Here is a 25,186-nt window from a genome sequence, read left to right on the forward strand (position 1 = left end):
CGCGGATTCAGCGCCCAGGTCAGACGAGTATTGAGTGCAGGAAAGAGCGGGTGATTACGCCTTTTCGTGGGCCGCGCCAACGGCCTGCTTCCGTTCCGACCTCACGCTGTCGATAATCAGCAGCAGCACGCCGATGTTGATGGCGCTGTCGGCGACGTTGAAGACCCAGGGGAAGACCCCGGTGCCCGAAAAATCGATAAAGTCCACGACATAGCCGTACTGGATCCGGTCGATGGCGTTGCCCAGCGCGCCGCCGATGACCAGACCGATCGCGGCGATCAGGGTGCGCCGCTCGGCCTTCAACGCCCACCAGCCCAGAAAACCCGCGACGACCAGGGGGAAGATGCTGAGAATCCACCGTCCGGAGCCGCCGCCGAACAGGCCGAAGCTGACGCCGTCGTTCTCGACATAGGAAAAGTTCAGGATCGGCGGGGCGATCAGCACCCGGCCCACTTCGCGCAGGTCCAGTCCTTCGAGGATCCAGAACTTGCTCAGCTGGTCCAGCACGATGACGGCGAGGGCGAATCCATAAGCCGCCCAGGCGATGCGAGGAATTTTCATGCGGGTCGGTTAGCAGGCCGCGTCGCTCGCGCCAACGTCCGCCGCACGCCTTCTCCTACGTCAACCGGATTTGCCGCTAGGGTCGCCGCCAAACCACCGGGAGAGCGCCATGTCCGATACCGACCGCCGCCTGATGACCCTGAAGTCGTCCCTGCGCGAGACCCTGATCGCCCCGAACCCGGCCCCGTTCGACCTGGCCGAGGGCGAGGTCGTCCTGGCGCTGGACCGGTTCTCCCTGACCACCAACAACATCACCTACGCCGCCTATGGCGACGCCATCGGCTACTGGAAGGTCTTCCCGACCGGCGACGACGCCCACGGCATGATGCCCGTCTGGGGCTTTGCCGACGTCGCCGCCTCCCGCGCAGCGGGCGTGGAGGTCGGGGCCCGGGTCTTCGGCTACTTCCCCATGGCCGACACGCTTCTGGTCCAGGCCGAGAAGGTCAGCCGGGGCGGATTCGCCGACGCCTCGCCGTGGCGAAAGGCCGTGCCCGACATCTACAACCGCTATGTCCTGTGCGCTGCCGACCGCCACTACTCCCCGGCGCTGGAGAACGCCGAGGCTCTGTTCCGGCCCCTGTTCGTGACCTCCTACACCGCCGTCGACTTCCTGCGGGACGCCGGCTTCTTCGGCGCGAAACGAGTCGTCGTCTCCAGCGCCTCGTCCAAGACAGCCTACGGCGCCGCCCACTGTCTGGCGGGAGACGATGTCGAGGTCATCGCCCTGACCGGCGCCCGCAACCGCGCCTTCGTCGAGGGCCTCGGCGCCTACGATGCGGTCCACGGCTATGACGAGGTCGAGAGCCTGCCGATCGGTGTCCCGACACTCTATCTCGACCTGGCCGGCGACGCCGACCTGCGCCGCCGCGTCCACGCGCATTTCGGCGATGACCTGAAATACGACTGCCTTGTCGGCTCGACCCAAAGCGACAGCTTCACCATGAACGATCCGGCTCTGGTCGGCCCCAGACCCGTCTTCTTCTTCGCCGCCACCTGCCTGGACCAGCATCGCGAGCGCGACACGCTGCATGCCTTCTACGACCGCTTCCTCGCCGACCAGGCCGCCTTCTTCGAACGCGTCGTCGATCCGGCCTCGCCGTGGATCCGCATCGTCGAGCATCGCGGCTTCGACGCCATCGCCGAAGTTGTCCGAGACCTCGCTGACGGGGCGTCGGACCCGGCGGAGGGTGCGATCGGCGTCATCGCGCGCTAGCCATCATTACCACCGTGCACCCCGGCGAAGGCCGGGGTCCAGATGGAAGACTCGTTGGTTCGAGCATTGAAACCAGCGCGCGATCCCAGCCCCCGCGTCCGTGATCTGGACCCCGGCCTTCGCCGGGGTGCACGGAGATGGTGGCAAAGCTGGCCCTCGGGTCCGCGTCGCGCCATATGCAGGCCATGACCCTGCCCCACGCCCTGCCGAACCTCGGCGCCGTCGCCGCCGACTATGACATCCTGCTCTGCGACGTCTGGGGCGTGATCCACAACGGCCGCGAGAGCTGGCCCGAGGCCTGCAAAGCCCTGACGAAGTTCAATGAACAGGGCGGTCACGTCGTCCTGATCTCCAACTCGCCCCGCCCGGCGTCGGATGTGATCGCCCAGCTCGACGGCCTCGGCGTCCCGCGTGATAGCTGGAAGGCCTTCGTCACCTCGGGCGACGCCACCCGGATGGAGCTGGCCCGCCGCGCCCCGGGCCCGGCCCTGATCATCGGCCCGGCCCGCGACGACACTCTCTACGAAGGTCTGAACCTCCGGCGCGCGGACACAGTCGCCGACGCCGCCTTCCTGTCCGTCACCGGCATGATCGACGACGAGACCGAGACGCCCCAGCACTATGTCGAACAGCTGTCCGAGGCCGCCGCCCGCGACCTGGAGCTGATCTGCGCCAACCCCGATCGCATCGTCCAGCGCGGCGACAGGATCATCTACTGCGGCGGCGCCCTGGCCGATGTCTACGAATCGATCGGCGGCCGGGTGACCATGGCCGGCAAGCCCTATGGTCCGATCTACGCCCTGTCTCTTGCCGAAGCCGAAAAACTGATGGGCCGCCCGGTCGACCGCTCCCGCGTCCTCTGCATCGGCGACGGCGTCATCACCGACGTCCTCGGCGCCAACCAGCAGGCGCTCGACTGCCTGTTCATCGCCCAGGGCATCCACGGCGACGCCGCCCGGGGCGACGACGGCCAGATCGACCCGGCCCGCGCCGCCGCCCTTCTGACGCCCGAGACGGCCTGGGCCCGCTACGCCGCGCTCGATCTGAAGTGGTAGTTCTCGCCAAATCGGCGAAGCGCGTCTAACACCACGCCATGATTACCGGACCTCACCCCTCGGGCGGCTACATCCTCGAAGAACTCTCGCCCGGCATGGTGGCCGTCAAGGACGTGACCATCACCGAAGAGCGCATCCAGCAGTTCGCCGAGGCCTCCGACGACTTCAATCCGGTCCACATGGACGAGGCCTTCGCGTCGAAGACCGCCTATCGCGGCCGCATCGCCCACGGCCTGCTCTCGGCCTCGTTCGGATCGGCCGTCGTCGGCACCATCCTGCCGGGCGCCGGCGCGATCTACCTCTCGCAGTCCCTGGCCTTCCACAAGCCGGTCCGGATCGGCGATGTGGTGACCGCAAAGATCACCGTAGCCTCCGTCGACCCCGAATCCGCCCGCGTCATCCTGCGCACCGAAGGCTATGTCGGCGGCGAGATGATCATGGAGGGCGAGGCCACTGTGCGCGTGCCCCGCCGCCGTCGCCCCGCCAAGGGCTGACAGCCGGCCGTGCCCATCGACATCATCCGCGACTGGCGCGACCTGCCCGCCTCGCAGAGAGGCGCCGCCGCCGCGCTCGGCGCCTTCGACGGCGTCCACCGGGGCCATCAGGCCGTCATCGCCTCGGCCCGCGAGGCCGCCGACCGCCTCTCTGCGCCCCTCGCCGTTGTCAGCTTCGACCCGCATCCGCGCCGCTGGTTCCAGCCCGACGCCGCCCCCTTCCGCCTGATGACAGCCGGCCAGATGGCCCGCGCGCTCGAGCCCCTGGGCGTCGACCGCCTCTACCTACTTCCCTTCGACGCCGGCATGGCGGCCATGTCGGACGAGGCCTTCGCCATCGACGTGCTGGTAGGCCGGCCTCAAGCAGCGCAAGGCGCGGTAGGCCACAAGGATGGCCTCGGCCTGACCCACGCCTCGGTCGGCTTCGACTTCACCTACGGCAAGGGCCGCACCGGCTCGCCCGAGGCCCTCGCCCGTATCGGCCGCCAGTTGTGCTTCTCGGTCGCGGTCACCGAACGGGTCGACGACATCGGCGGGCTGAAACTGTCCTCCAGCGCCGTGCGCGAGGCCCTCAACGCCGGCGACATGGCCCGCGCCGCCGCCATCCTCAGCCGGCCCTTCGCCATCGAGGGCGAGGTGGTCCACGGCGAAAAGCGCGGCCGCACCATCGGCGTCCCCACCGCCAACGTCCGCCTCGGCGACTATATGCGGCCCGCCTACGGGGTCTACGCGACCCGGACGCGCCTGCCGGATGGCCGCGTCATCGACGGCGTCGCCAACCTCGGCGTCCGCCCGATGTTCGAGATCGCCGAACCCCTGCTCGAGGTCTGGCTGTTTGATTTCGCCGGAGATCTCTACGGCCAGACGGTCGAGACCGAGCTCGTCGCCCTGCTGCGCGGCGAGATGAATTTCGACAGTCTCGACGCCCTCAAGGCCCAGATCGACAGCGATGCAAGGATGGCTCAAATCGTCTTGAACGGAGGGGACGCAGCATGATTTTCGACCGGCCCGCCCTGCCTGCGATTTCCACAATGATCCTGGCTGCCGTCCTCAGCACATCCCTGTCCGGCTGCGTGACCGGCGTGGTGATGGCCGCCGCCTCCCTTGATAGGGTTCGCCTGGAGCGCGAGGCGCAAAGGCTCAGCCAGCCCGCCCCGGGCGAGTACGCCTGGGCGACAGCGCCGGGCGTCACGGTCACTGGAACCGTCCGACTTTCGACGACCCAGACCCGGCCCGTTCCCGGGGACGTCGGGCCACGCGAAGTCCTCACGTGCGAAGGGCATCGGGTTCGCCTCATACCCGATACGCCCCATTCTCGTTTCGTGCTGCAGCACGACTACGACCTTCGGGTCGCGTCAGGCGGCTTTTGGCGGAACGGTATCCTTCCGGTTGAATGGGAATGGCCGTCCGTATCGGCTTCCGCCGTTCGCGAGGCGCGCTGCACGACTGACGGAGCGTTCACCTTTGCAAACGTCCCGGACGGCGAGTGGCTGATCATGGCCGAGATCGATCCGCCGTCCTGCGACAACGGTGAGGTTGTCACGGACACAGTACTGAGGGCCATCACCGTGCAGGGCCGCGGCCGCCCCGTCCGTCTCGACGTTCAGTTCGGAGGCGCCGACGACGTCGACGGCGAGATCGAACGCTTCTGATCAGGCCTCAGCCCGCCGCCTCGGCCACCGCCATCAGGGTGTCGTGCAGCGAATCCGTGCCGTCGATGATGTCGTCGACCTTCCAGTTCGGCCCCTCGCGCACCAGTTTGAGCTTCAGGTTTTTCGGTTCGCCCATGTTGGTGAATGCGACACTGGCCTCGGCTTTGTTCGGGTCGGACTGGGCCACGGCCGTCGCCGTGACGACGAAATCGCCCTGGTCCTGACAGGCGCAGAAGGGGTCGTAGTTCAGCGTCGGAACCTCGCCGTTCGCCGCCCGGAAGTCCGCCCCGATCAGGGCGTTCATGGTGCGCGAGAACATCGGATCCTGCCCCGGCGCCGGCTGTTCCCCCTGAGGTCCGCCGTTGACGTATTGGGCGTAGATCGTCCGCACGAAGGCCTCTGGCCCCTCGCCGGCCGCTGCATAGACCTGATCGCGCGACACCGGCCCGGGCGGAGCGGTCGCGCCCGCCGAGGCTGAGGCCGAGGCGACGTCGCCGTCGCCTTCTGACCCCTCGACCTTCTCTCCCTGCGAACAGCCGACGAGGCCGAGGGTCAAAGTGGCGATGAGAGCCCGACGACGCATCATGATTTGTCTCCCTGTGGGGCCTCCGCCCTGGCCTCGGCGATATAGGCCGTCAGACCGGCCACCAGATTGCTGGACGGAAACTCGCCTGACTGGTCGCGCTGGATATCGTCGATGACCCAGCGACCGTTTTCCTTGATCAGGTTCAGGGTCTGGCGTCGGGTTTCGGGCGGCTGCGCCATCGTCCAGGTCATCGACACGGTCGCGTCGATCCGGTCCGGACTGCGCGGCGTCAGGGACACACTGTCCAGCACCATGCCGCCATCGTCGGAACAGTCGCAGATGTGGATGTTCTCGTAACCGACATAGCCTTCGGGCGTGACGGCGTCGTTCTCGTTCAGCAGGGCCTCGGTGCGGGCGGACCACATCGGACGCGCCCCCCCCTCTTCCTCCGCGCCAGTCGAGGTTCCGCCCTGTTCGACGGTGTAAAGCGAGCGCACGAAGGCTTCAGCGGCAGGATCGACCGCGCCGGCCGCGGAGATCTCTGCCGGTGCCGTGTCCGACGCCTTGGCCGTCTCACCTGGCTGCGAACAGGCGGCGAGCGCCAGCATGGCCAGGACAGGAATCAGGGCCTGGTTCATCTTCGTCCTCATTGATCTTCCTCCGGCATGGCCTTGATCTCGGCAGTCGAGGCGATCAGTCCCTCGACCATGTTCGGTTCGCCGGCGAGCATATGCCCCTCGCCCCAGGCGATGTCGTCGACCGCCCATTGCCCGTCTTCACGGACAAGTTTCAGCGTCTGGCGCACCGTCTCAGGCGGTTCTCCGTTGACGAAGACCACGGCCGCGTCTGCGCTATCGGGCCCCGTCGGCGTCACCACCAGCGAGGTCACCTGCAGCTTGAGCCAGTCCTGGCAGGCGCAGATCGGATCGGCGCCGAGATAGCCCACGCCCTGCGCAGCCTCGAAATTCTCGTCCCACAGAGCCTTGGTCCGCGCTGACCACACGCCGTCGGTCCGACCGGACTGGATATTCGGATCATCGTGATAGGACGCGTAGAGTTCGCGCACGAACGTCTCGGCTCCATCGGCCTGGGCCGGCGTCACCGCCGTGGCGGGGGCGCTTTCCGCGGGTCGCGCCTCGCAGGCCGCCAGCGGTGCGGCCACCAGCGCCACACACAACACACTCGTCATCCTGAACTGCATCAACGCTTCCCTCGAACCTGATCCGGCCCGAGCAAGACGTTATCGGAAACCGCCGCTTTTCCCAGCCCCCGCGCCCTGACGAAGTCCGATCAGGTTCAAGGGGTTCTCAGGCTGCGTCGGAAGGACCAAGCCTCAAGCGGGATCACGTCATTGATGCGCCACTCGCCATCCCGATGCTCCAGCGGCAAGATCAGACTGACCGTCTCATCCTCGACCGGCATGGTCGTCGCCCGGCCGCCGAAGTCGAACGTCACCCGGGCCACCGCCCGGTCAGGGTCCGCCGCCAGGACCGTGATCGAGAGCAGTCTGAGATCACCCGGATCCTGACACTGGCAGATGGGGTCCGCGTCGAAGGCCGCGCTGTCGTCGCCGGCCTGTCTCGCCCGATCCATCATGGCGATCAGGGCGGGCGTGAACACCAGACCCTTCTCGTCGCCCAGCGGCGTCACGATCTCCAGAGTCCCCGGTCCATAGAGCCAGCCGAGGAAGCAGTGGACGCCCCTGTCCGCCTCACTCCATTCGCGCGACACCGGCGTGACCGGGCAGCCGGTCGGCTCGTTAGCAGTCTGACCCGTCAGGGCCGCAGCGAACATCAGGGCGGCGAGCATCGGATACCTCCTCGTTCCTCCAGGAACCATACCCGCGTTCGGCCGGGCGAGAAGCCACGAATGCTGACTGTGCAGCGCCAACAGCCTCTGCTATCCCGCCCGCATCATGACCGCTCGCGTGTTCCGTCCGATTTCGATTAGCCGCCCGGCGTAGCGCCGGGGACTTTTCCCCACGCCCGCCGGGATCGCAGACGCGCCTCCAGCCGATCTCCGGCTCCGACAGCGCGCACCGAACACCGCGAACGATCACAGACGACGAGACGAGAATTCATGGCCGACGCCGCCGACACTCCTGAATCCACCCGCGACTACCGCGAGACCGTCTTCCTGCCCGAGACGCCCTTCCCCATGCGCGGCGGGCTGCCGCAAAAGGAACCGCTGATCCTGGAACAGTGGGGCGATCTCTATTCGACCCTGCGGGCCCGGCGTCAGGCCGAGAAGGCGCCGCTGTACGTGCTCCACGACGGCCCGCCCTACGCCAACGGCGACATCCACATCGGCCATGCCCTCAACAAGACGCTGAAGGACTTCGTCGTCCGCTCGCGCTTCCTGCTCGGCTACGACGTCGACTTCGTGCCCGGCTGGGACTGCCACGGCCTGCCGATCGAGTGGAAGATCGAGGAACAGTACCGCGCCAGGGGCCGCCGCAAGGACGAGGTCTCCAAGGCCGAGTTCCGCGCCGCCTGCCGCACCTACGCCGCCGGCTGGATCGAGGTGCAGAAGGCCCAGTTCCTGCGCCTCGGCATCACCGGCGACTTCGAGAACCGCTACGCCACGATGGACTATGGCTCCGAGGCCGCCATCGTGAAGGAGTTCCACAAGTTCAAGAACTCGGGCCAGCTCTATCGCGGCTCCAAGCCCGTCATGTGGTCACCGGTCGAGCGCACCGCCCTGGCCGACGCCGAGATCGAGTACCATGACCACGTCTCGCCCACGATCTGGGTCAAGTTCCCGGTCATCGCCGCGACCGACGACCACCCCGACGATCTGCTGGCCTTCCGCCACCAGACGCCGTCGATCGTCATCTGGACCACCACGCCCTGGACCATCCCGGCCAACCGCGCGATCAGCTACGGCCCCGAGATCGCCTATGGCCTGTACGAGGTCCAGTCGATGGAGACGGGCCTGGAGTTCGCCCCCTGGGCCAAGCCGGGCGACCGCCTGATCCTCGCCGACAAACTGGCGGAAGAGGTTTTCAAGGCCGCGAAGATCGCGACCTGGACCCGTCTGGACGACATCAACCCGTCGGGCCTCGTCTGCGCCCACCCCCTGGCCGAGCTCGACGACGGCTACCGCTTCAACGTGCCCCTGCTGGACGGCGACCATGTCACCGACGACGCGGGCACGGGCTTCGTCCACACCGCCCCCGGCCATGGCGCCGACGACTTCGAGGTCTGGAAGGCCCACGGTCATCACGAGGTGCCCGACACCGTCGACCCCGACGGCGCCTACTACCCCTCCGTTCCCCTGTTCGCGGGCCTCAAGGTGCTCGAGACCGAGGGCAAGAAGACCGGCAAGTTCGGCTCGGCCAACCCCGCTGTCATGGACAAGCTGATCGAGGCCGGAACGCTTCTGGCGCGCGGCCGGATGGAGCATTCCTACCCCCACTCCTGGCGCTCCAAGGCCCCGGTCATCTTCCGCAACACGCCCCAGTGGTTCATCCGCATGGATCAGGCGCTGGACCACGCCGAAGGCGCGACCTTGCGCGAAACGGCCCTGACCTCCATCGACCAGACCGACTTCCACCCCGCCGCCGGCAAGAACCGCATCCGCTCGATGGTCGAGGGTCGCCCCGACTGGCTGATCAGCCGCCAGCGCGCCTGGGGCACCCCGCTCGCCATGTTCGTCGACAAACATACCGGCCACCCCCTCCATGACGCAGAGGTCGACGCCCGCATCGTCGCCGCGATCGAACAGGGCGGCGCCGACGCCTGGTACACCAAGCCCGACAGCGACTTCCTCGGCCTGCACGACCCGGCCAACTACGAGAAGATCGAGGACATCCTCGACGTCTGGTTCGACTCGGGCTGCACCCACGCCTTCACCCTGGAGACGCGCGACCCGGCCCACGGCTACACCGGCGACCGCCCCAGCCACTGGCCGGCCAACCTCTATCTCGAAGGCTCGGACCAGCATCGCGGCTGGTTCCAGTCCAACCTGCTCGAAGGCTCCGGCACCCGCGGCCGCGCCCCCTATGACGCCGTCCTGACCCACGGCTTCACCCAGGACGAGAACGGGGAGAAGATGTCCAAGTCGCGGGGCAATACGACCGACCCCGCCGTCGTCATCAAGGAATCCGGCGCCGACATCCTGCGTCTGTGGGTCGCCCTGGTGGACTATGCCGAGGACCAGCGGATCGGGAAGCAGATCCTCCAGACCACGGTCGACGCCTATCGCAAGCTGCGCAACACCGTCCGCTACCTGCTGGGGGCCCTGGCCGATTTCGACGAGGCCGAACGCGTCGCCTACGCCGACATGCCGCCGCTGGAGCGGTTCATCCTGCACCGCCTGTGGGAGCTCGATCTGCAGGTGCGCGGCGCCTACGAGACCTACCGCTTCCAGGACGTGGTCCGCCCGGTGCTGGAGTTCTGCGCCGGCGACCTGTCCGCCCTCTATTTCGACATCCGCAAGGACAGCCTCTACTGCGACCGCCCCGACGCCATCCGCCGTCGTGCGGCCCGCACGGTGATGCATGAGGTCTTCGTCCGCCTGACCGCCTGGCTGGCCCCGCTGACGCCCTTCACGATGGAAGAGGCGTGGACAACGCTCAATCCGGACGCGGGCACGAACTGCGCGCGCGTGATCCCGGAGACGCCGGACGAGTGGCGGAACCCGGAAGAGGCGGCGCGGTGGGCCTCGGTCCAGTCGGTGCTGGAGGTCGTCAATGACGCCCTCGAAGGCGCCCGTCGCGAAAAGACCATCGGCGGCGCTCTCGACGCGTGGCCGACGGTCGCCGGTCCGGCTGGGGCGTTCGCAGCCTTCGCCGATCTCGACGCCGCCGAAGTCTTCCGCACCTCGGGCGCCGAACTGGTTGAAGGCGGCGACGCTATCACCGTCTCCATCGCCCTCGCCGACCACCCGAAATGCGCCCGCTCCTGGCGCCGCGTTCCTGATGTCGGGTCGGTTGCCGAATACCCCGACCTCTCCGCCCGCGACGCCGAGGCGGTGCGGTGGTGGGACGCGAAGCACGCCTGACGAGCCCCTCTCCCCTTGCGGGAGAGGGAGACCGCGCACGGCGGCGCAGCCGTCGTCCTGGCGCGGGCGGGTGAGGGGTCACACCGCTGTCGACAGGGAGGCCCCAGCGATCATCGGCGAGGTCGGCATGACCCCTCATCCGACTTCGCTTCGCTCAGCCACCTTCTCCCGCAAGGGGAGAAGGAAGACACCCCATGCCCATCAACACACGCCCGAATTCGCCGAACGAATTCAACGCCCGGCCCTAACGAGAGGCCTTTTACCCATCACGGTCTGAAACGGCCGTACACTGTCGCGCTCCAGAGAAAGGGAGGCGCAGCAGATCAACCCATCCGGACTCGCCGGACTCGCCGGACTGTTTTTTCGGAGTCCGGCTCGACCCTCAGGCCGCCTCGGCCATCGCCATCGCAGCCTTGCGCTGTTCCGCCCACGGAATCAGCGTCGACTTCGGCCAGGCCACCAGCCATGAGCTCGGCGTGTATTCGCCGCTCTCGATCATCGCCTTGCGCGTCGGCGACGACGCACTGGCCCGCTCGGAATGGATCGGGGCCGGACCCTGATGGATGATGAAGGCGCCGCCCTTCAGCGGATTGAGCCTCAGATAGGCCAGACGCGGGCTGATGGTCTCCAGCGGCGGATCATAGAACCAGCTCGACCCGATCATCCCGGCCAGTTCCGGCCGGGTCTTGCAGATCGCCGCCGCCGTCGCCCAGGCGCGGTCCCAGCCGGCCTCGTTGAAATCGGCAAGCTGGCGGCTTTCGGTATGGACCTCGAGCCAGGGCTTCTTCCACCCCTGGGCCCGCGCATAGGAGACCAGTTGCGACCAGCCGTGGCCCTCGCGTCCGTTCCGCACCACCTGGCCGGGCCCCATGGGCGACGACAGGTCGATGGTCTGGGTCAGGGCGCCGGGCACGCTGAGCACCAGGGCCATCCGCACATCCTTGGCCCAGTGATCCGGGTCATAGGCCGCATCGGTATCGGCCGAGGCCGTCAGGAACTCGGCCATCCTGTCCATCCAGTAGGGATAGAGCTCCATGACCTCGCCCGGCAGGGCCGCCTGCTTCGCCCGCCCCGGCAGCTCCAGCGCCCAGGTCGCCACCAGGGCCCGGCGCATGGCGTCCGTGGCGTCATCCCCCATCGCCCCACCCTTGAGCGCAATGTCCGCGGCGTGCGCCGGCAGGTCGAAGTTCCAGTGCGATGCCGAGGCTGCCGCCGGATCCACGGCCTCGACCGAGGCGATATCGACCCGCGTCCGCTCTTCGGCGGTCAGTCGGGCCCGGACGGCCTTGAAGGCCTCGATCTGTGTCTTCGAGAGCGTTTCCATGCCGGGATCATGGCACACGCCGGTTGGCGAACCTTTAAAGGCTGGCGACCCGCCTCGCCCCCGCGCTAAACCGCCCGAAACACCTGTATGGAGCCCACCATGAGCATCGCCGCCCGCCTGACCGAACTCGGCATCGACCTGCCCCAGCCCGCCGCGGCCGTGGCCAACTACGTGCCCTTCGTGCGCACCGGCAACCTGGTCCACATCTCGGGCCAGCTGTCGAACGACGCCTCGGGCGGCCTCAAGGGCACGGTCGGCGAGGACGTCACCCCGGAACAGGCCAACGCCGGCGCGCGCCTGTGCGGCATCAATCTTCTGGCCCAGCTCAACGCCGCGCTCGACGGCGACCTCGACCGCGTCGTTCGCGTCGTCAAGCTCGGCGGCTTCGTCCAGGCCGGCCCCGGCTTCACCGCCATCCCGGCCGTCATCAACGGCTGCTCGGACCTGATGGTCGAGGTGTTCGGCGACGCCGGCCGCCACGCCCGCTCGGCCGTCGGCGTCTACCAGCTGCCCCTCGGCTTCGCCGTCGAGGTGGACGCCATCGTCGAGGTGCGGTGAGCCCACAGCCCGAGTTCACCCTCCAGGTCCATGACAGTCTCGCGGCCATCGGTCGCGAGGCCTGGGACGCCTGCGCCGCCCCGACCGGCGATCCCTTCGTCTCGTTCGACTTCCTGAACGCCTGCGAGGCCTCGGGCAGCGCCGTCGCGCGCGAAGGCTGGGGCCCTCGACACCTGACCCTGATGGGACCGGGCGACACCGTCCTCGGCTGCATGCCCCTCTATCTGAAGGGCCACAGCCAGGGCGAATACGTCTTCGACCACTCCTGGGCCGACGCCTACCAGCGCGCGGGCGGCCGCTACTATCCGAAGCTCCTCGGAGCCGTCCCGTTCACCCCCGCGACAGGCCCGCGTTTCCTCCACGCTCCGGGCACGGACGAGGCCACGGTCCGGGCCGCCCTGATCCAGGGCGCCCTGACCCTGACGGAGCGGCTCGGCGTGTCGTCGCTGCACGTGAACTTCCCGACCCGGCCCGAATGGTCGGCCATGGGCGAGGCCGGGATGCTGCGTCGCCAGGACATGCAGTTCATCTGGAGGAACGAGGGCTACCAGACCTTCGACGACTTCCTCGCCGCCCTCTCGTCCAACCGCCGCAAGACCATTCGCCGCGAGCGCCGCGACGCCCGCGGCGACCTCGACATCCGTGTCCTGACCTGCAGCGACATCACCGAAGCCCACTGGGACGCCTTCTTCGACTTCTACCAGGACACGGGCGCCCGCAAATGGGGCCGGCCCTATCTGACGCGCGCGTACTTCAGCCTGATCGGCCAGACGATGGCCGACCGGATCGCCCTGGTCATGGCCTTCCGCGACGGCGCGCCGATCGCCGGCGCCCTGAACTTCATCGGCCACGACGCCCTCTACGGCCGTCAGTGGGGCGCGCTCGACGAGGTCCCCTTCCTGCATTTCGAGCTCTGCTACTATCAGGCCATCGAGTTCGCGATTTCGCGCGGCCTGTCGCGCGTCGAGGCGGGCGCCCAGGGCGAGCACAAGATCGCCCGCGGCTACCTGCCCTCCCCCGTCTATTCGGCCCACTATATCGCCGACCCGGCTCTGCGCGGCCCGGTGGCCCAGTACCTGACCCAGGAACGCGCCGGCATCGAAGCCGGGATTGCAGCCTTGACCGAGGAATCCTCCCCCTACCGATCCGCCTGATTGCCAAGCGCCGCCTTGGCGCGTCATATCCCGAAACCCTGATTTCCGCCTGGAGCCTTCATGTCCCGTCTGCTGATCCTGCTGGCCTCGGTCGCCATCGCCGGTCCCGTCGCCGCCCAGTCCGTCGACCGCGTCGCCGTCAACGGCATCCTCGATCAGGGGCTGAACCACTCGCAGGTCATGCAGACCGCCGCCCACCTCACCGACAATATCGGCGGCCGCCTGACCAACTCCCCGGCCATGCGCGAGGCCGAGACCTGGACCCAGCAGCAGTTCCGCGACTGGGGCCTGTCCAACGTCCGCGCCGAGGGCTTCGAGTTCGGCCGCGGCTGGTCGATCGTCCGCTCAAGCGCCCGCATGACCGAACCCCGCGCCATCGACCTGCGCGCCATCCCCATCGCCTGGACGCCGGGCACCAACGGCACGATCACCGCCGGCATCGTCGTCGCCCCGATGACCCGGGTCGCGGACTTCGAACGCTATCGCGGCCAGCTGCGCGGCAAGATCGTTCTTGTCACCCAGCCCAACACGGGTTCGGAGCCCGCCGAGGCTCCGTTCCGCCGCCTGACCGACGAACAGCTCCGCAGCGGCAATGTCTACCCCCAGCCGCAGTATTCGCCGGCCGCCATCGAACGTCAGCTCGACGCGCCGAACTTCGCCATCGCCCTGGACAACTTCCTTGCCGAGGAAGGAGCTCTCGCCCTGGTCCGCATGTCCGCCCGCGACGGCGGCCTGCTGCATGGCACCGGCTCCGGATTCCGCGTCGGCCAGACGCCCAGGGTTCCCGGCATGGAGCTGGCTGCCGAGGACTATCGCCGCCTCGCGCGCCTGGCCCGCACCGACACCCCGCCGACCCTGGAGCTGATGAGCGAGGTCCAGTTCCACGACGACGACGTCAACGCCTACAACGTTCTCGCCGATATTCCGGGTACGGATCGTTCTGGCGAATACGTCATGGCCGGCGCCCACCTCGACAGCTGGGTCGCCTCCGACGGCGCCAGCGACAACGCCGCCGGCAGCGCCGTGGTCATGGAGGCCGCCCGTATCCTGATGCAGCTCGGCGTCCGTCCGAAACGCACCATCCGCTTCGCCCTGTGGAACGGCGAGGAGCAGGGCCTGTGGGGTTCGCTGGCCTATGTCGACCAGCATCTGGCGACCCGCGCACCCTCGACCGACCCCCGCCTGGCCGGCCAGCCCAACAACCGCACCTGGCGCAACCGCTGGCCGATCCAGCCGCGCGAGGGCCATGGCGACCTGACCGCCTATTTCAACATCGACAACGGCTCCGGCAAGATTCGCGGCATCAATGCCGAGGGCAATGTCGCCGCCGCGCCAATCTTCCAGGAATGGCTGGCCCCGTTCGCCAGCCTCGGCGCCTCGACCGTCTCGCTGCGCACCTCGGGCGGCACCGACCACGTCTACATGCAGAGCGTCGGCATCCCGGGCTACCAGTTCATCCAGGACCCGCTGGATTACGACAGCCGCATCCACCACACCTCGGTGGACAGCTACGACCACCTGAAGCCCGACGATCTGCGTCAGGCGGCGGTGATCCTGGCCAGCTTCCTGCTGAACGCCGCCAACCGCGACCAGCCCCTGCCCCGCATGCCGGTCCCGACCCAGCCGTCGCCGAGCGACCCGTTCGAGTACCTGCCGGCGGAGTGATCCACCGGCGACCTTGTTGTATCGTGAGGCCATGAAGTCGCTCCGCACCTTCTTCCTGTGCCTCACGATCGCCTGCGCCGGGCCGGTCCCGTTGGCCGCCTCGGCCCAGGACATCACGCCTGAGGATCGAACGGCCATCGCCCACGTCGCTTCCGGGCTGGAGGCCGACGTGCGTGCCGGCGATTTCACGGGGACGCTCGACGTGATCCCGCCGCCGATGCTGGCGGCGACCCTTGAGCGGTTCGGGGTGACCGAAGACGAGCTGCGGCAGTCCATCGACACCCAGATGGAGGACGCGCTGGCAAGCGTCAGCTTCGAGTCCTTCCACATGGCCATCGACGACGCCGTCCCGGCCAGGACGCCGGGCGTCGCGCGCCGCTACATGTTGATCCCGACCGAGACAGTCATCGTGATCAAGGACGTCGGCCGGATGCGGTCCCGCAACCAGACGCTCGCCGTCGAAGAGAACGGGAAATGGTATCTGGTCCGGATCGAGGACCAGGGAACCATCGACACGCTGCGCGCCGTCTATCCGGACTTCGCCACCATCGCCTTCGAGCCCGGAACCACCGAAGCCGTCGACTAGTCGGCTGGGGCCGCCTGTTGTTCGCGGACCTTGCGCGCCATGTTGTCGGCGACGGCGGACAGGCGGGACTGCGGGTTGTCGGCCGTCTGTTCGGCTCCATACAGACCTTCCAGAAAGGCCCGGTCCCAGTCGGTCAGGCCAGGAGGCGCGATTTCCGGATGGACGAACAGGCTGAGGATGCTGTCATAGGGCCCAGGATCTACATCGGGATCGATCTGGGCCAGCGAGACGACCGCCAGATAGTCCGCGAGCTGCCCGAAATCCACGCCCTCGACCTGATCGATATCCACGATGATGATGACCTGGGACAGATCGTCCCGCAGAGGGCTGCGCAGTCGCGAGCCGAAGGTGTTTGCACCGTATGATCCCAGATCGGCGGGGCTGGTGATGCCTCCCAAGGGAGCACTGAAGGCCGTCCGGCCGGGATATCGACCGGCGACGACGCCGGTCTCGGCATTGACGGGCGCGCTGGCCTGCCACCATCGCACTGGGCGATCCGACGCGAGGAAGGTTTCGACCGCCGCCTCCCCCCGGTCCGCTCCGGACAGGCCGATCCGGAAGTGCCGTCCTCGCGTCTCGACCAGATTTCGGGCCGCAGCATCGGCGTCCTCTGCGAAAACGACGAAGACGCGGGGCTCGCAACCGGGTCGCTCCAACGCCAGTCCCACGCTCACCGCGACATCGGAGATGCGATCGATCAGAGCCTCGGCCACGGGTCGCTGAAGATTGCCCACGCCCAGACAGACACGGTCATGCCAGACAGCGGCGCCCCGCGCTCGCGGCGTCGCCATGATCCGATCGATGAAGTTGGTCGTCGCCTCTCGTAGAGGCCGGCCATCGACGACAATATCGTCTAGTTGGGTGGCCCCCGTGGGTTGGGCTGCCGGGACGTCAACCTCCTGAGCGACGCCCAGATTGTGACTGGCTTGCGGACCTGTCTCGATTGCGAGGCCGACCGAAAGCGCAGCGGCCATCAGTTTAATCATGACGAGAGACTTTCACCGCGAACTCGATCAACCCTTGGAGCGAACGCCGTGGCTCACTCACATGGGGGCATTCTACGAGCGAAAACCTGCAATCGGAAGTCCACTTTTTCTACCTTAAGCGGTGACACCTTCTCGTATTGTCAGCCATGGATTGCCATGGAGAGCAGAATGCTTCGGAAACCTATACTGGCAGTAGTTATCGGGTCTGCACTCAAACCTATGTCGGTTCAAACCGGAGAATGTGAGTACTGCCTGGTCACGTCTGGATGTTTTCTTGCCCGGGGGCTGGGTTTGACCAAACCGGCTCACGTATGAAGATGGCATGAGCCATCGCGCCTGGTTGGCAACCCCAACACCCCCGGTTGCGCCGGGCGGTAGCTTCATCCATTCTTTGCCGACATCGCAAACAAGCGAGCAATCTCGACGTCCACCGCCGCCGGGTCATCCAGCTCGACCACGGCGCTCAGCCTCTCGGACCAGCTTTCCTTGCGCACCGCCGGCGTCAGCCGCGCCGAAGCCTCCGGTTCCAGCTTCAGGCCCAGAAGGGCCTTCCCGCCCTTGAACGGCCGGATCGCCGCGAACTGAACCGCGCGACTGAAGGAGGTGTAGCCCTTCCTCTGGCCCGAGATGACTCCCTCGACGCCCGAGGCGACCGTCTCGATCGCCTCCAGGATCGCCAGGGACCCGGGGTCCTTCCACAAGGCCGCACGGAGTTCGGCTGGCTCGTCCCAACCCGGCCCTTCGGCCGGTCGGAAGGCGTCCAGGATATGTGAGCCGTGGTTCTGGCCTACCCCATGCTCGGCCTTCAGCCACGCCAGCTGGGCGCGGCGCGCCGTCTCGGGGCAGGCCTTCATGACCTCGACCCAGGCCTCCAGCGTCCGGCCGGTCCGGGTCTCGAAATTCGCCTTCACCGTGGCGAACCATTTCGCCTGCCGCTCGGTCAGCTGGGTTCCGGTCTTCATCGGCGATCTCGCAATTGGAAACGGCCGGGACTTTCGCCCCGGCCGCCGCCGAAAGTCAGTTTCAGCCGCCGTCGGTGAGGTCCAGCGATTCGCCGTTGATGGCGCAGAAGTCGACGCCCATGACGATCAGGTCGGGGGTCTCGTCGTCGAACACGACCTTGATGTCGTATTCGCAATCTTCCAGGCCGTCATCGATGGTGACCTGGACGCTGTCGCCGCTGCCCACGACCTGGGCGCCCAGGATGTCCTCTTCCCAGTCGCTGGTCGACGGGACGGAGATGAACAGCTGGACGACGACTTCGCTGGTGCCGTTGTTCAGGGTGAAGTCCAGCGGACCGGTCTGGGCCGAGGCGCTGGAGGCGATGCAGGCGAAGGCGAGAGCGGCGGCGGCCGACAGAAGCTTGATGGTCATTACATAGTCTCCCCAGGCCCGACACGGACCGCGACACGTATCGCTACACCGGTTTTCGCGGCGAGCAAGCCACGCAATCTGACGACCTTGCGGGCTTTAGGCGCTAGGGTCGCGAATCCCATGCCCATCCGCCGCCTCCCGCCCGAGACCGTCAACCGCATCGCCGCCGGCGAGGTGGTCGAACGGCCGTCCAGCGCCATCAAGGAGCTGGTCGAGAACGCCCTCGACGCCGGCGCCACGCGGATCGAGGTCCAGGCGGATGGCGGCGGCCTGTCGCGCATCCTCATCGCAGACGACGGTCACGGCATGGCCCCGGACCAGCTGGCCCTGGCCGTCGAACGCCATGCGACGTCCAAGCTGGAGCCCGACGACGCGGGCGACGTGGACCTGTTGCGCATCTCGACCCTCGGTTTCCGCGGCGAGGCCCTGCCCTCGATCGGCTCGGTAGCCCGCCTGACCATCACCAGCCGCGCGCCCGGCGGCGACGCCCACCAGATCACGGTCGAGGGCGGCGACCAGCGTCCGGTCGCGCCCGCCGGCTTCCCCGGCCCCCACGGCGCCCGCGTCGAGGTCCGCGACCTGTTCTACGCCACCCCGGCCCGGCTCAAATTCATGAAGTCGGAGCGGTCCGAGGCCATGGCCATCTCGGAGGAGATCAAGCGTCAGGCCATGGCGCATGAGAGCGTCGCCTTCACCCTCGACCTCGACGGCAAGACGACCCTGCGCCTGCCCGCAGAACACCCCGGCGACGAGGGCCGGCTGAAGCGGCTCGCCGCCCTGCTGGGCCGGGATTTCGAGGCCAATGCCCTGCTGATCGACCAGTCGCGCGAGGGCATCCGCCTGTCGGGCTATGCCGGCCTGCCGACCTATTCGCGCGGCAACGGGGCGCACCAGTATCTGTTCGTCAACGGGCGGCCCGTGCGCGACCGCCTGCTGCAGGGCGCGTTACGCGGGGCCTACGCCGACTTCCTGGCGCGAGACCGGCATCCGGCGGCGGTCCTGTTCCTCGACATCGACCCCCTGTTCGTCGACGTGAACGTCCATCCCGCCAAGGCCGAGGTCCGCTTCCGCGACCCCGCCCTGGTGCGCGGCCTGATCGTCGGCGCTCTGCGGCACGCCCTGCACGCGGCCGGACACCGGGCCTCCACCACCGTCGCGGACAATGTGCTGGCCGGGTTCACGGCGCATGCGGGTCCGGCCTACAGCCCGAGCGCGCCGTCTGCTCAGGGCTTCAGCGGCTGGACCGGCTGGGACCGTCCGGTCGCTGCCAATCAGGACATCCCGGGCCTGTCCGAGATGTCGGTCCGCGTCGAAGCCCCGCCGCCCGGCTTTGCGTCCTGGCCCGACCAGTCCAGCCCGGCCAACGTGTCGGACCCGATCGACCAGCCCCTCGGCGCCGCGCGCGCCCAGGTCCACGGCACCTATATCGTCGCCCAGACCCGCGACGGCATCGTCGTGGTCGACCAGCACGCCGCCCACGAACGCCTCGTCTACGAGCGGATGAAGACCCAGATGGCCGAGGGCTCGGTGGTCCGGCAGGCCCTGTTGACCCCTGAGGTCGTCGAGCTCGACCCGGCCGAGGCTGACCGCGTCATCGCCCGCGCCGACGAACTGGCCCAATTGGGCCTGATCGTCGAACCCTTCGGCGGCGGGGCCGTGCTGGTGCGCGAGACGCCGGCCCTGCTGGGCGACACCGACGTCCAGGGCCTGATCCGGGACATCGCCGACGACCTGGCGGAGCACGGTGCTGCGCTCGCCCTGTCGGAGCGGCTCGGCGAGGTCTGCGGCACCATGGCCTGCCACGGGTCCGTCCGCGCCGGGCGGGTGCTGTCGGCGCCGGAGATGAATGCCCTGCTCCGCCAGATGGAGGCCACGCCCCACTCCGGCCAGTGCAACCACGGGCGGCCGACCTATGTGGAGCTGAAGCTTAACGACCTCGAGAAGTTGTTCGGGAGACGTTGAAAACGCTTGTCCGGTCGTCGGCCGATTGGACGTTGGACTCTCAAAAAACACCGTCCAAAAGGTGCAAAGAGTCCATTCAGCCCGATGCGTCCGTCGGCGCAGGAGATGGTCGATCCTATCCGGTCTGCTTCACGGCCAACCAATATAGGGCCGTTTTAGAGCGTGATGCATAAAAGGCCTCTCGTTAGGGCCGGGCATTGATTTAAAAGGCGGATTCGGACGATCCGTTGATGGGTATGGACCGCTGACCCTCTCATTCCGGGAGAGGGTTCACAAACGGCGCTCCCCGTACCCCGCCATCGCCTCGGCCATCCATTCCGCCAGCCCCGGCAGGGCAGCGTCGTACATGGCCTTGAACTCGGCGTTCTCGACATTGAGCCGCCCTAGCGCCGCGTAACCCTCTGCGGTCGGCGCCACGCCGGTGGTGATCGTCACCCACGCGTGGTGTCGCTGAAGGAAAGGCTCCAGCGCAGCGTCGTCGGGAGCTTTGCCATCGGCCATCGCCCCCGCGAACGCGTCTCTCAACGCGGTCGCCTCGGCCATCCACTGCGATTTCTGCTCAGACGACATCGCCGCCATCGCCTCCAACCCCTGCGCCATGCGTTCCCGCCCGGCGCTCTCTCCGTGTTCGTCGATCAGCCAATCCCCGTAGTCGGCCTCAAGCTCGGGGCTGAAACCTTCGAAAAGTTGCTTGTCCATCGTGGTCTTTCGTCCTTCCAGTTCGGCGATCGTGCGGTCGATCGTCCGGGCCAGACGGCGATAGCGGTCCGCTTCCTGCTCCAGCCGGGAGCGCTGCTCGCGCAGGGCCGTCAGCCTGTCGAGGTCCCCGGCGTCCAGCAGGGCCGGGATGTCGCTGAGCGCGACCCCGAATTCCCGATGGATCAGGATCTGCTGCAATCGCATCAGCTCCCGTCGCCCGTAGTAGCGGTATCCATTCTCGCCGACCGTCGCGGGCTTCAGCAGTCCAATGGCGTCATAGTGGTGCAGCGTCCGGACCGAGGTCCCGGACAGCCTGGCCAGCTGGCTGACGGTATGGATCGTGTGGCGCGCGTCGTTCCGCATGGACAGACCTATGGGGCCTCACGCGGCGTGAGGGTCAAGGGAGCTTCAGCGCCTGCGCCCGAGAAGCCGCAACCAGCCTCGCCAGCAGATCGTCGGGGATCGGTTTCTTCGGCGTGAAGGTGACACCGGTCTTGCTGAACTTCAGGCCGGCCGCCGTAAGCTCATCGGCGTGTGTGCTGATCGCATCGGGCAGCAGATAGAGGCCGCATTGTTTGCTGAACGCCGCATAGCCGGCAACCGTATGGCTCGCCAGGCGGAACCCCGGCAAACCATAGGCCACGATCGCCTCCGCATCGGGCAGGCTGGCGGCCAGGCGGTCGCGCAGGCTTGCCAACGTCTCCCGGAACATCTCGGGCGCTGCGGAGATGTAAGCGTCGTGATCCACAGGCGCCGTCACAGGCCGCTGTCCTTAAACACGGTCGTGACGGCGGCGAGCAGGTTGCGGCGATTTATGCGGGTCATGGCCGGAGCTTGGCGCGGATTTGCGACCTGCGCTATACAGGCCCAGTTCAACCCCTCGGGACCGTCCCGACAGGAAGCCTATGTCCGAGATTGCGCGAAAGGCCTGAGGCCCGGCGCTGACTGCTGAAGCCTCTGATCACCCGTCGGCGAGCCTTTCGCCGGCGCGAGCCTTCACGACATCACGGACATTCTCAAATGAACATCTCCCGTGCGGAGCAGCGGACGCTGCACGCCCTGGCGCAAGGCGGCGCGATCGTGCTCGAGCGCGATCCCGACGGCCGTATCCTCAAGGCCGACTGTTTCACCCGCGACGGCTTCCAGCTGACCGACTGCACCCTGTCGGTGTGGAAGAAGCTGAAGACCAAGGGGCTGATCCAGTCGGTCAATGGTCTACCGTATCGGGTCAACCGCGAGGGACTGGCGCGTATGCGCAGCCAGCTCGACAACCGCGTCTCATCCCGCGGCTGGTGAGCGCCTGAGGATGAGGACGCGCGCGGCGCCGTAGTCGCGCGCGTCCAGCCGCTCATAACCGGGCGTGTCGATCTCGGGTTCGGACGAGCCGCGTTCGAACACGACGATGGCGCCGGGCTTCAGCCAGTCGCCGTCCAGCAGCCGTTGCAGCGCCTGTTCGCCCAGGCCTTTGCCGTAGGGCGGGTCGAGGAAGGCCAAGTCGAACGCCTCGCCGTCCGAGCCCGGACGCACACCCATCTCGACGGCGCTGCGCCGATGCACGCGCGTCGCCCCCATCAGGCCGTAGGCGTCGGCGTTCTCGCGGATAGAACCGCGCGCGTCGTCGTCGATCTCCACGAAGACGCAGAAGACCGCGCCCCGGCTCATCGCCTCGAACCCGAGCGCCCCGGATCCCGCGAACAGGTCCATCACCCGCGCGCCGTGCAGGGGTTCGGCCCAGGCGGCATGCTCCAGCACATTGAACACGGCCTGACGCGCGCGATCCGACGTCGGGCGTGTGCCCTGTCCCTCCGGCGCCACGATGGCGCGACCTTTGAGCTTTCCGGCGACGATCCTCATGGCCTGCCTCTGGACCAGAACGGCGACGCAATGCAACGGTCGGTCATGTCCCCGTATGAAGCGCTCGTCCGCGCCGTTCCCCTGGCGCGCCGGTCGCCCATGATCACCGGCTTCACGCCGGACCGCCCCTGGCTGAAGTTCGGCGGCTTTATCGCCTTGGCTATGTTGCTGATGGTCGTCGTGATGATCGTCCTGGCCATCGTCGTCCGCTTCGTCCCCGGGGCGACCGAACAGCTGCGGCTGGACGGCCCCTTGCCGGAGACACCGCTGCGGTTGATCGACGAGAGCGGGAACACCCTTTTACTGGCGGCGATTCTCGGCGGAATCGCCGTGGCGATCCTCGCGGCGGCGGCGATGATCTACCGGCGTCCGTTCCGGGACTTCCTGTGGCCCGGCCGCCGGTTCAACGTCTGGGACCTCGGCGTCGGCTTCCTGGCCATGGGCTGCGTCAGCGTGATCCTGTTTCCCTTCTATCTGCTGATGGGCGGAGAATGGGCTCCCCCCCTGTTCAGCCCGACCTATGCCGACTGGACCCGGCCGGTCTTCGTCGTCGCGAGCGTCGTCGGGTTGCTGGGCGCGGCGGCGGCGGAAGAGGTCGTCTGTCGCGGCGTCCTGCTGCGGCTCACCTGCCAGCTGACGCGGCATCCCGTCGTCCTCTGCCTGATCAACGGCCTGCTGTTCTCCGCCCTGCACCTGGACCCGGACCCGGTCGCCTATGTGGCCCGGGCCCTGTCGGGCGCGATCTGGACCTGGGCGGCGATCCGGCTGGGCGGGCTGGAGTTCGCCATCGGCGCCCATCTGGCCAACAACCTGATGATCTGCCTGTTCTGGCAGCCCCTGTCCGCGATGGAGGTGGGGGCCGACTCCGACTGGATCCAGCTGGCGCCCGAGGTCTTCGTCGCCGTCGTCATGCTGATCATCATCGGGCGACTGGCCGACGGCCCGCGCGACTGGCGGCCGGCGCGACTAGCCCCGCGAGGGACCGCGTGATCCGCCCGGCTTGCCGCCGGCAGGACGAGGACCGCCGGGGCCGGAGCGCGGGCCGCTGGAACGCGGCGCGCTCGCGCCGTCACGGGGCTTGAAGTCGCGCTTGGGCTTGTCCCCGTCGCGAGCCCAGGTCGCTGACTTCGGGCCGATGATCTTGTCCTCGCGCGGCTTGAACACCCGCGCCGGGCGTTCGTCGGCGGCCCCTTCGCGCGGCGTCCAGGCCTTCTTGGTCGAGGGACCGCGCGGATTGGGCGCGCCGGCCTTGGCCCAGCCGGCCTTTTTCGGCGGCCGGTTGGCGCGTTCGACGCCCTGCACGTGAGCATCCTCGGCCGCGCGCACGCGGCTGGGCTTCCTCGACGGGTCGGACATGGCCGAGCCCGAGACGCCCGCAACCCTGGGCGTGCTGGACCGGCGACCCGGAACGGGCGCGGGCGTGGCGACGGTGTTGCCCTCGGGCAGGTTGTCGGGGCGGATATGTTCGCCCAGCAACTCGCGGATCACGCGGGGGCCGATCTCCTCGACGGAGCCGGTCGCCAGGGTTCCCAGCTGGAACGGCCCGTAGGCCAGGCGGATCAGGCGATTGACGGTCAGGCCGACCGATTCCAGCACCTTGCGGACTTCGCGGTTCTTGCCCTCGGCGATCTGGACGCTGATCCACAGGTTGGCGGCCTGGGAGCCGTCTTCCTTGGTCGTCGCCTTGTCGATGGTCGCCTCGACCGGGCCGTAGCGGACGCCGTCGACGGTCACGCCATCTTTCAGCCTGTCGAGATCGGCCTGGGTGACGCGCCCCCGGGCCCGTGCCCGGTACTGACGCACGAGGGCCGTTTCCGGCAGCTCCAGGGCCCGCGACAGCTCGCCGTCGTTGGTCAGCAGCAGCAGGCCTTCGGTGTTGATGTCGAGGCGCCCGACCGAGATCACGCGCGGCAGGCCGCTGGGCAGGGCGTCGAACACGGTGGGACGGCCCTGCGGGTCGTTGTGCGAGGTCAGAAGACCGACCGGCTTGTTGTAGCGCCAGACGCGCGTGGCCTGGGCCGCCGCGATCGGCTTGCCGTCAACGGTGATGACGTCGTCGCGGGTGACAAGGGTCGCCGGCGTATCGAGGATGCGGCCGTTCACCGCCACCTTGCCCAGACCGATCAGACGCTCGACCTCACGGCGCGAGGCGATGCCCGCACGCGCCATGGCCTTGGCGATCCGCTCGCTGCGCTTCGGCTCGGCGGGGGCGGCGTCCCTGGCTCCGGGTTTGCCGGCCGCAGGCTTGCTGCCGGCCTTGGGACCTTTGGAGTCGTCGGAATAGCGTTTGCCCTTGATCGGCTTCTCGGGCCGCGCGCCCTTGTCCGGCGCATAGGCGCGACCGCTGGAACCCCGGCCGCCTTCGAGCGACTTGGTCACAGTCTGGAACTGCGCGGCGGACGCCGAGCCGGGTCGCGCGGACCCGCTCTTGGGCCTGTCGCCGGGCTTATGAGCGCGCAGGTCTTGACTGGTGCTGCGCTTCTTGTCGTTGTCGTCGGTATGGCGGGCCATGATGAGCG

At 68.0% G+C, this 25,186-nt stretch carries 26 protein-coding genes; 13 read left to right on the forward strand and 13 right to left on the reverse strand.

The annotated features are described in order from the left end of the window. Positions 1 to 54: 54 nt before the first annotated feature. Complete coding sequence (lspA, locus tag ACW17Y_RS09710) at positions 55 to 561, reverse strand: signal peptidase II (RefSeq protein ID WP_492035513.1); 507 nt, start codon at positions 559 to 561, stop codon at positions 55 to 57. Between the two features lie 109 nt (positions 562 to 670). On the opposite strand from lspA, the gene ACW17Y_RS09715 reads away from it, so the two are divergent. The 5 genes from ACW17Y_RS09715 (at position 671) to ACW17Y_RS09735 (ending at position 4,975) form a co-directional block, all read left to right on the forward strand. Further along, positions 671 to 1,774: a DUF2855 family protein gene (locus ACW17Y_RS09715; RefSeq protein WP_492035514.1), complete on the forward strand. Its 1,104-nt coding sequence runs from the start codon at positions 671 to 673 to the stop codon at positions 1,772 to 1,774. 185 nt (positions 1,775 to 1,959) lie between these two features. Further along, positions 1,960 to 2,829, forward strand: coding sequence for a TIGR01459 family HAD-type hydrolase (locus tag ACW17Y_RS09720; RefSeq protein WP_492038279.1), 870 nt, complete (start codon positions 1,960 to 1,962; stop codon positions 2,827 to 2,829). A 41-nt stretch (positions 2,830 to 2,870) separates the two neighbouring features. Next, complete coding sequence (locus tag ACW17Y_RS09725) at positions 2,871 to 3,323, forward strand: MaoC family dehydratase (RefSeq protein ID WP_492038280.1); 453 nt, start codon at positions 2,871 to 2,873, stop codon at positions 3,321 to 3,323. 9 nt (positions 3,324 to 3,332) lie between these two features. Beyond that, on the forward strand, positions 3,333 to 4,319 hold the full coding sequence (gene ribF / locus ACW17Y_RS09730) for a riboflavin biosynthesis protein RibF (protein ID WP_492035515.1): 987 nt from the start codon (positions 3,333 to 3,335) through the stop codon (positions 4,317 to 4,319). Further along, a complete protein-coding gene (locus ACW17Y_RS09735) occupies positions 4,316 to 4,975 on the forward strand; it encodes a hypothetical protein (protein WP_492035516.1) in 660 nt (219 codons plus the stop codon). The genes ribF and ACW17Y_RS09735 overlap by 4 nt, the downstream gene beginning before the upstream one ends. Before the next feature lie 7 nt (positions 4,976 to 4,982). Here the strand turns inward: ACW17Y_RS09735 and ACW17Y_RS09740 are convergent, their stop codons facing one another. The 4 genes from ACW17Y_RS09740 to ACW17Y_RS09755 form a co-directional block, all read right to left on the reverse strand. Further along, on the reverse strand, positions 4,983 to 5,561 hold the full coding sequence (locus ACW17Y_RS09740; protein WP_492035517.1) for a DUF3828 domain-containing protein: 579 nt from the start codon (positions 5,559 to 5,561) through the stop codon (positions 4,983 to 4,985). After that, complete coding sequence (locus ACW17Y_RS09745) at positions 5,558 to 6,139, reverse strand: DUF3828 domain-containing protein (RefSeq protein WP_492035518.1); 582 nt, start codon at positions 6,137 to 6,139, stop codon at positions 5,558 to 5,560. The genes ACW17Y_RS09740 and ACW17Y_RS09745 overlap by 4 nt, the downstream gene beginning before the upstream one ends. A gap of 8 nt (positions 6,140 to 6,147) precedes the next feature. Beyond that, complete coding sequence (locus ACW17Y_RS09750; protein ID WP_492035519.1) at positions 6,148 to 6,690, reverse strand: DUF3828 domain-containing protein; 543 nt, start codon at positions 6,688 to 6,690, stop codon at positions 6,148 to 6,150. A 107-nt stretch (positions 6,691 to 6,797) separates the two neighbouring features. Further along, positions 6,798 to 7,310: a DUF3828 domain-containing protein gene (locus ACW17Y_RS09755; RefSeq protein ID WP_492035520.1), complete on the reverse strand. Its 513-nt coding sequence runs from the start codon at positions 7,308 to 7,310 to the stop codon at positions 6,798 to 6,800. 270 nt (positions 7,311 to 7,580) lie between these two features. Between ACW17Y_RS09755 and ileS the strand changes: the two genes are divergently transcribed. Next, entirely contained in the window at positions 7,581 to 10,505 is a 2,925-nt protein-coding gene (gene ileS, locus ACW17Y_RS09760) for an isoleucine--tRNA ligase (RefSeq protein ID WP_492035521.1), read from the forward strand. Between the two features lie 382 nt (positions 10,506 to 10,887). Here ileS and ACW17Y_RS09765 read toward each other — a convergent pair whose 3' ends face one another. Continuing rightward, a complete protein-coding gene (locus ACW17Y_RS09765; protein WP_492035522.1) occupies positions 10,888 to 11,829 on the reverse strand; it encodes a hypothetical protein in 942 nt (313 codons plus the stop codon). 99 nt (positions 11,830 to 11,928) lie between these two features. Between ACW17Y_RS09765 and ACW17Y_RS09770 the strand changes: the two genes are divergently transcribed. From ACW17Y_RS09770 to ACW17Y_RS09785, 4 genes are read left to right on the forward strand one after another with little or no spacing between them, the layout of a single operon-like run. Next, positions 11,929 to 12,387, forward strand: coding sequence for a RidA family protein (locus tag ACW17Y_RS09770; RefSeq protein WP_492035523.1), 459 nt, complete (start codon positions 11,929 to 11,931; stop codon positions 12,385 to 12,387). After that, positions 12,384 to 13,541, forward strand: coding sequence for a GNAT family N-acetyltransferase (locus ACW17Y_RS09775; RefSeq protein ID WP_492035524.1), 1,158 nt, complete (start codon positions 12,384 to 12,386; stop codon positions 13,539 to 13,541). Before ACW17Y_RS09770 ends, ACW17Y_RS09775 begins: the two co-directional genes overlap by 4 nt. Positions 13,542 to 13,601: 60 nt before the next feature. Further along, positions 13,602 to 15,206 (forward strand): M20/M25/M40 family metallo-hydrolase, encoded by a 1,605-nt coding sequence (locus ACW17Y_RS09780; RefSeq protein WP_492035525.1) that lies wholly within the window; start codon positions 13,602 to 13,604, stop codon positions 15,204 to 15,206. 31 nt (positions 15,207 to 15,237) lie between these two features. Beyond that, positions 15,238 to 15,792 (forward strand): hypothetical protein, encoded by a 555-nt coding sequence (locus ACW17Y_RS09785; protein WP_492035526.1) that lies wholly within the window; start codon positions 15,238 to 15,240, stop codon positions 15,790 to 15,792. Here the strand turns inward: ACW17Y_RS09785 and ACW17Y_RS09790 are convergent. From ACW17Y_RS09790 to ACW17Y_RS09800, 3 genes are all read right to left on the reverse strand, one after another. Next, positions 15,789 to 16,766 carry a hypothetical protein gene (locus tag ACW17Y_RS09790; RefSeq protein ID WP_492035527.1) on the reverse strand — a complete coding sequence of 326 codons (978 nt, stop codon included), beginning with the start codon at positions 16,764 to 16,766 and terminating at the stop codon, positions 15,789 to 15,791. The genes ACW17Y_RS09785 and ACW17Y_RS09790 overlap by 4 nt on opposite strands. A gap of 392 nt (positions 16,767 to 17,158) precedes the next feature. After that, positions 17,159 to 17,740: a DUF4287 domain-containing protein gene (locus ACW17Y_RS09795; RefSeq protein WP_492035528.1), complete on the reverse strand. Its 582-nt coding sequence runs from the start codon at positions 17,738 to 17,740 to the stop codon at positions 17,159 to 17,161. 61 nt (positions 17,741 to 17,801) lie between these two features. Continuing rightward, on the reverse strand, positions 17,802 to 18,152 hold the full coding sequence (locus ACW17Y_RS09800; protein WP_492035529.1) for a hypothetical protein: 351 nt from the start codon (positions 18,150 to 18,152) through the stop codon (positions 17,802 to 17,804). A 120-nt stretch (positions 18,153 to 18,272) separates the two neighbouring features. Here ACW17Y_RS09800 and mutL point away from each other — a divergent pair, with 120 nt between their 5' ends. Then, positions 18,273 to 20,114: a DNA mismatch repair endonuclease MutL gene (gene mutL, locus ACW17Y_RS09805; RefSeq protein WP_492035530.1), complete on the forward strand. Its 1,842-nt coding sequence runs from the start codon at positions 18,273 to 18,275 to the stop codon at positions 20,112 to 20,114. A 270-nt stretch (positions 20,115 to 20,384) separates the two neighbouring features. Here the strand turns inward: mutL and ACW17Y_RS09810 are convergent, their stop codons facing one another. Together ACW17Y_RS09810 and ACW17Y_RS09815 are read right to left on the reverse strand one after the other, a co-directional pair. Continuing rightward, positions 20,385 to 21,176: a MerR family transcriptional regulator gene (locus tag ACW17Y_RS09810; RefSeq protein WP_492035531.1), complete on the reverse strand. Its 792-nt coding sequence runs from the start codon at positions 21,174 to 21,176 to the stop codon at positions 20,385 to 20,387. Between the two features lie 34 nt (positions 21,177 to 21,210). Then, a complete protein-coding gene (locus ACW17Y_RS09815) occupies positions 21,211 to 21,573 on the reverse strand; it encodes an iron chaperone (protein ID WP_492035532.1) in 363 nt (120 codons plus the stop codon). 260 nt (positions 21,574 to 21,833) lie between these two features. Here ACW17Y_RS09815 and ACW17Y_RS09820 point away from each other — a divergent pair, with 260 nt between their 5' ends. Further along, positions 21,834 to 22,109, forward strand: a complete 276-nt coding sequence (locus ACW17Y_RS09820) for a YjhX family toxin (RefSeq protein WP_492035533.1) — start codon at positions 21,834 to 21,836, stop codon at positions 22,107 to 22,109. Here the strand turns inward: ACW17Y_RS09820 and rsmD are convergent. Continuing rightward, on the reverse strand, positions 22,092 to 22,667 hold the full coding sequence (gene rsmD, locus ACW17Y_RS09825; RefSeq protein ID WP_492035534.1) for a 16S rRNA (guanine(966)-N(2))-methyltransferase RsmD: 576 nt from the start codon (positions 22,665 to 22,667) through the stop codon (positions 22,092 to 22,094). The genes ACW17Y_RS09820 and rsmD overlap by 18 nt on opposite strands. A gap of 45 nt (positions 22,668 to 22,712) precedes the next feature. Here rsmD and ACW17Y_RS09830 point away from each other — a divergent pair, with 45 nt between their 5' ends. Beyond that, on the forward strand, positions 22,713 to 23,657 hold the full coding sequence (locus ACW17Y_RS09830; protein WP_492035535.1) for a CPBP family intramembrane glutamic endopeptidase: 945 nt from the start codon (positions 22,713 to 22,715) through the stop codon (positions 23,655 to 23,657). Here the strand turns inward: ACW17Y_RS09830 and ACW17Y_RS09835 are convergent. Then, positions 23,634 to 25,178, reverse strand: coding sequence for a pseudouridine synthase (locus ACW17Y_RS09835; protein WP_492035536.1), 1,545 nt, complete (start codon positions 25,176 to 25,178; stop codon positions 23,634 to 23,636). The genes ACW17Y_RS09830 and ACW17Y_RS09835 overlap by 24 nt on opposite strands. Between the last annotated feature and the right edge of the window lie 8 nt (positions 25,179 to 25,186).

The sequence above is a fragment of the Brevundimonas sp. AVps7 genome (genome assembly GCF_058681545.1).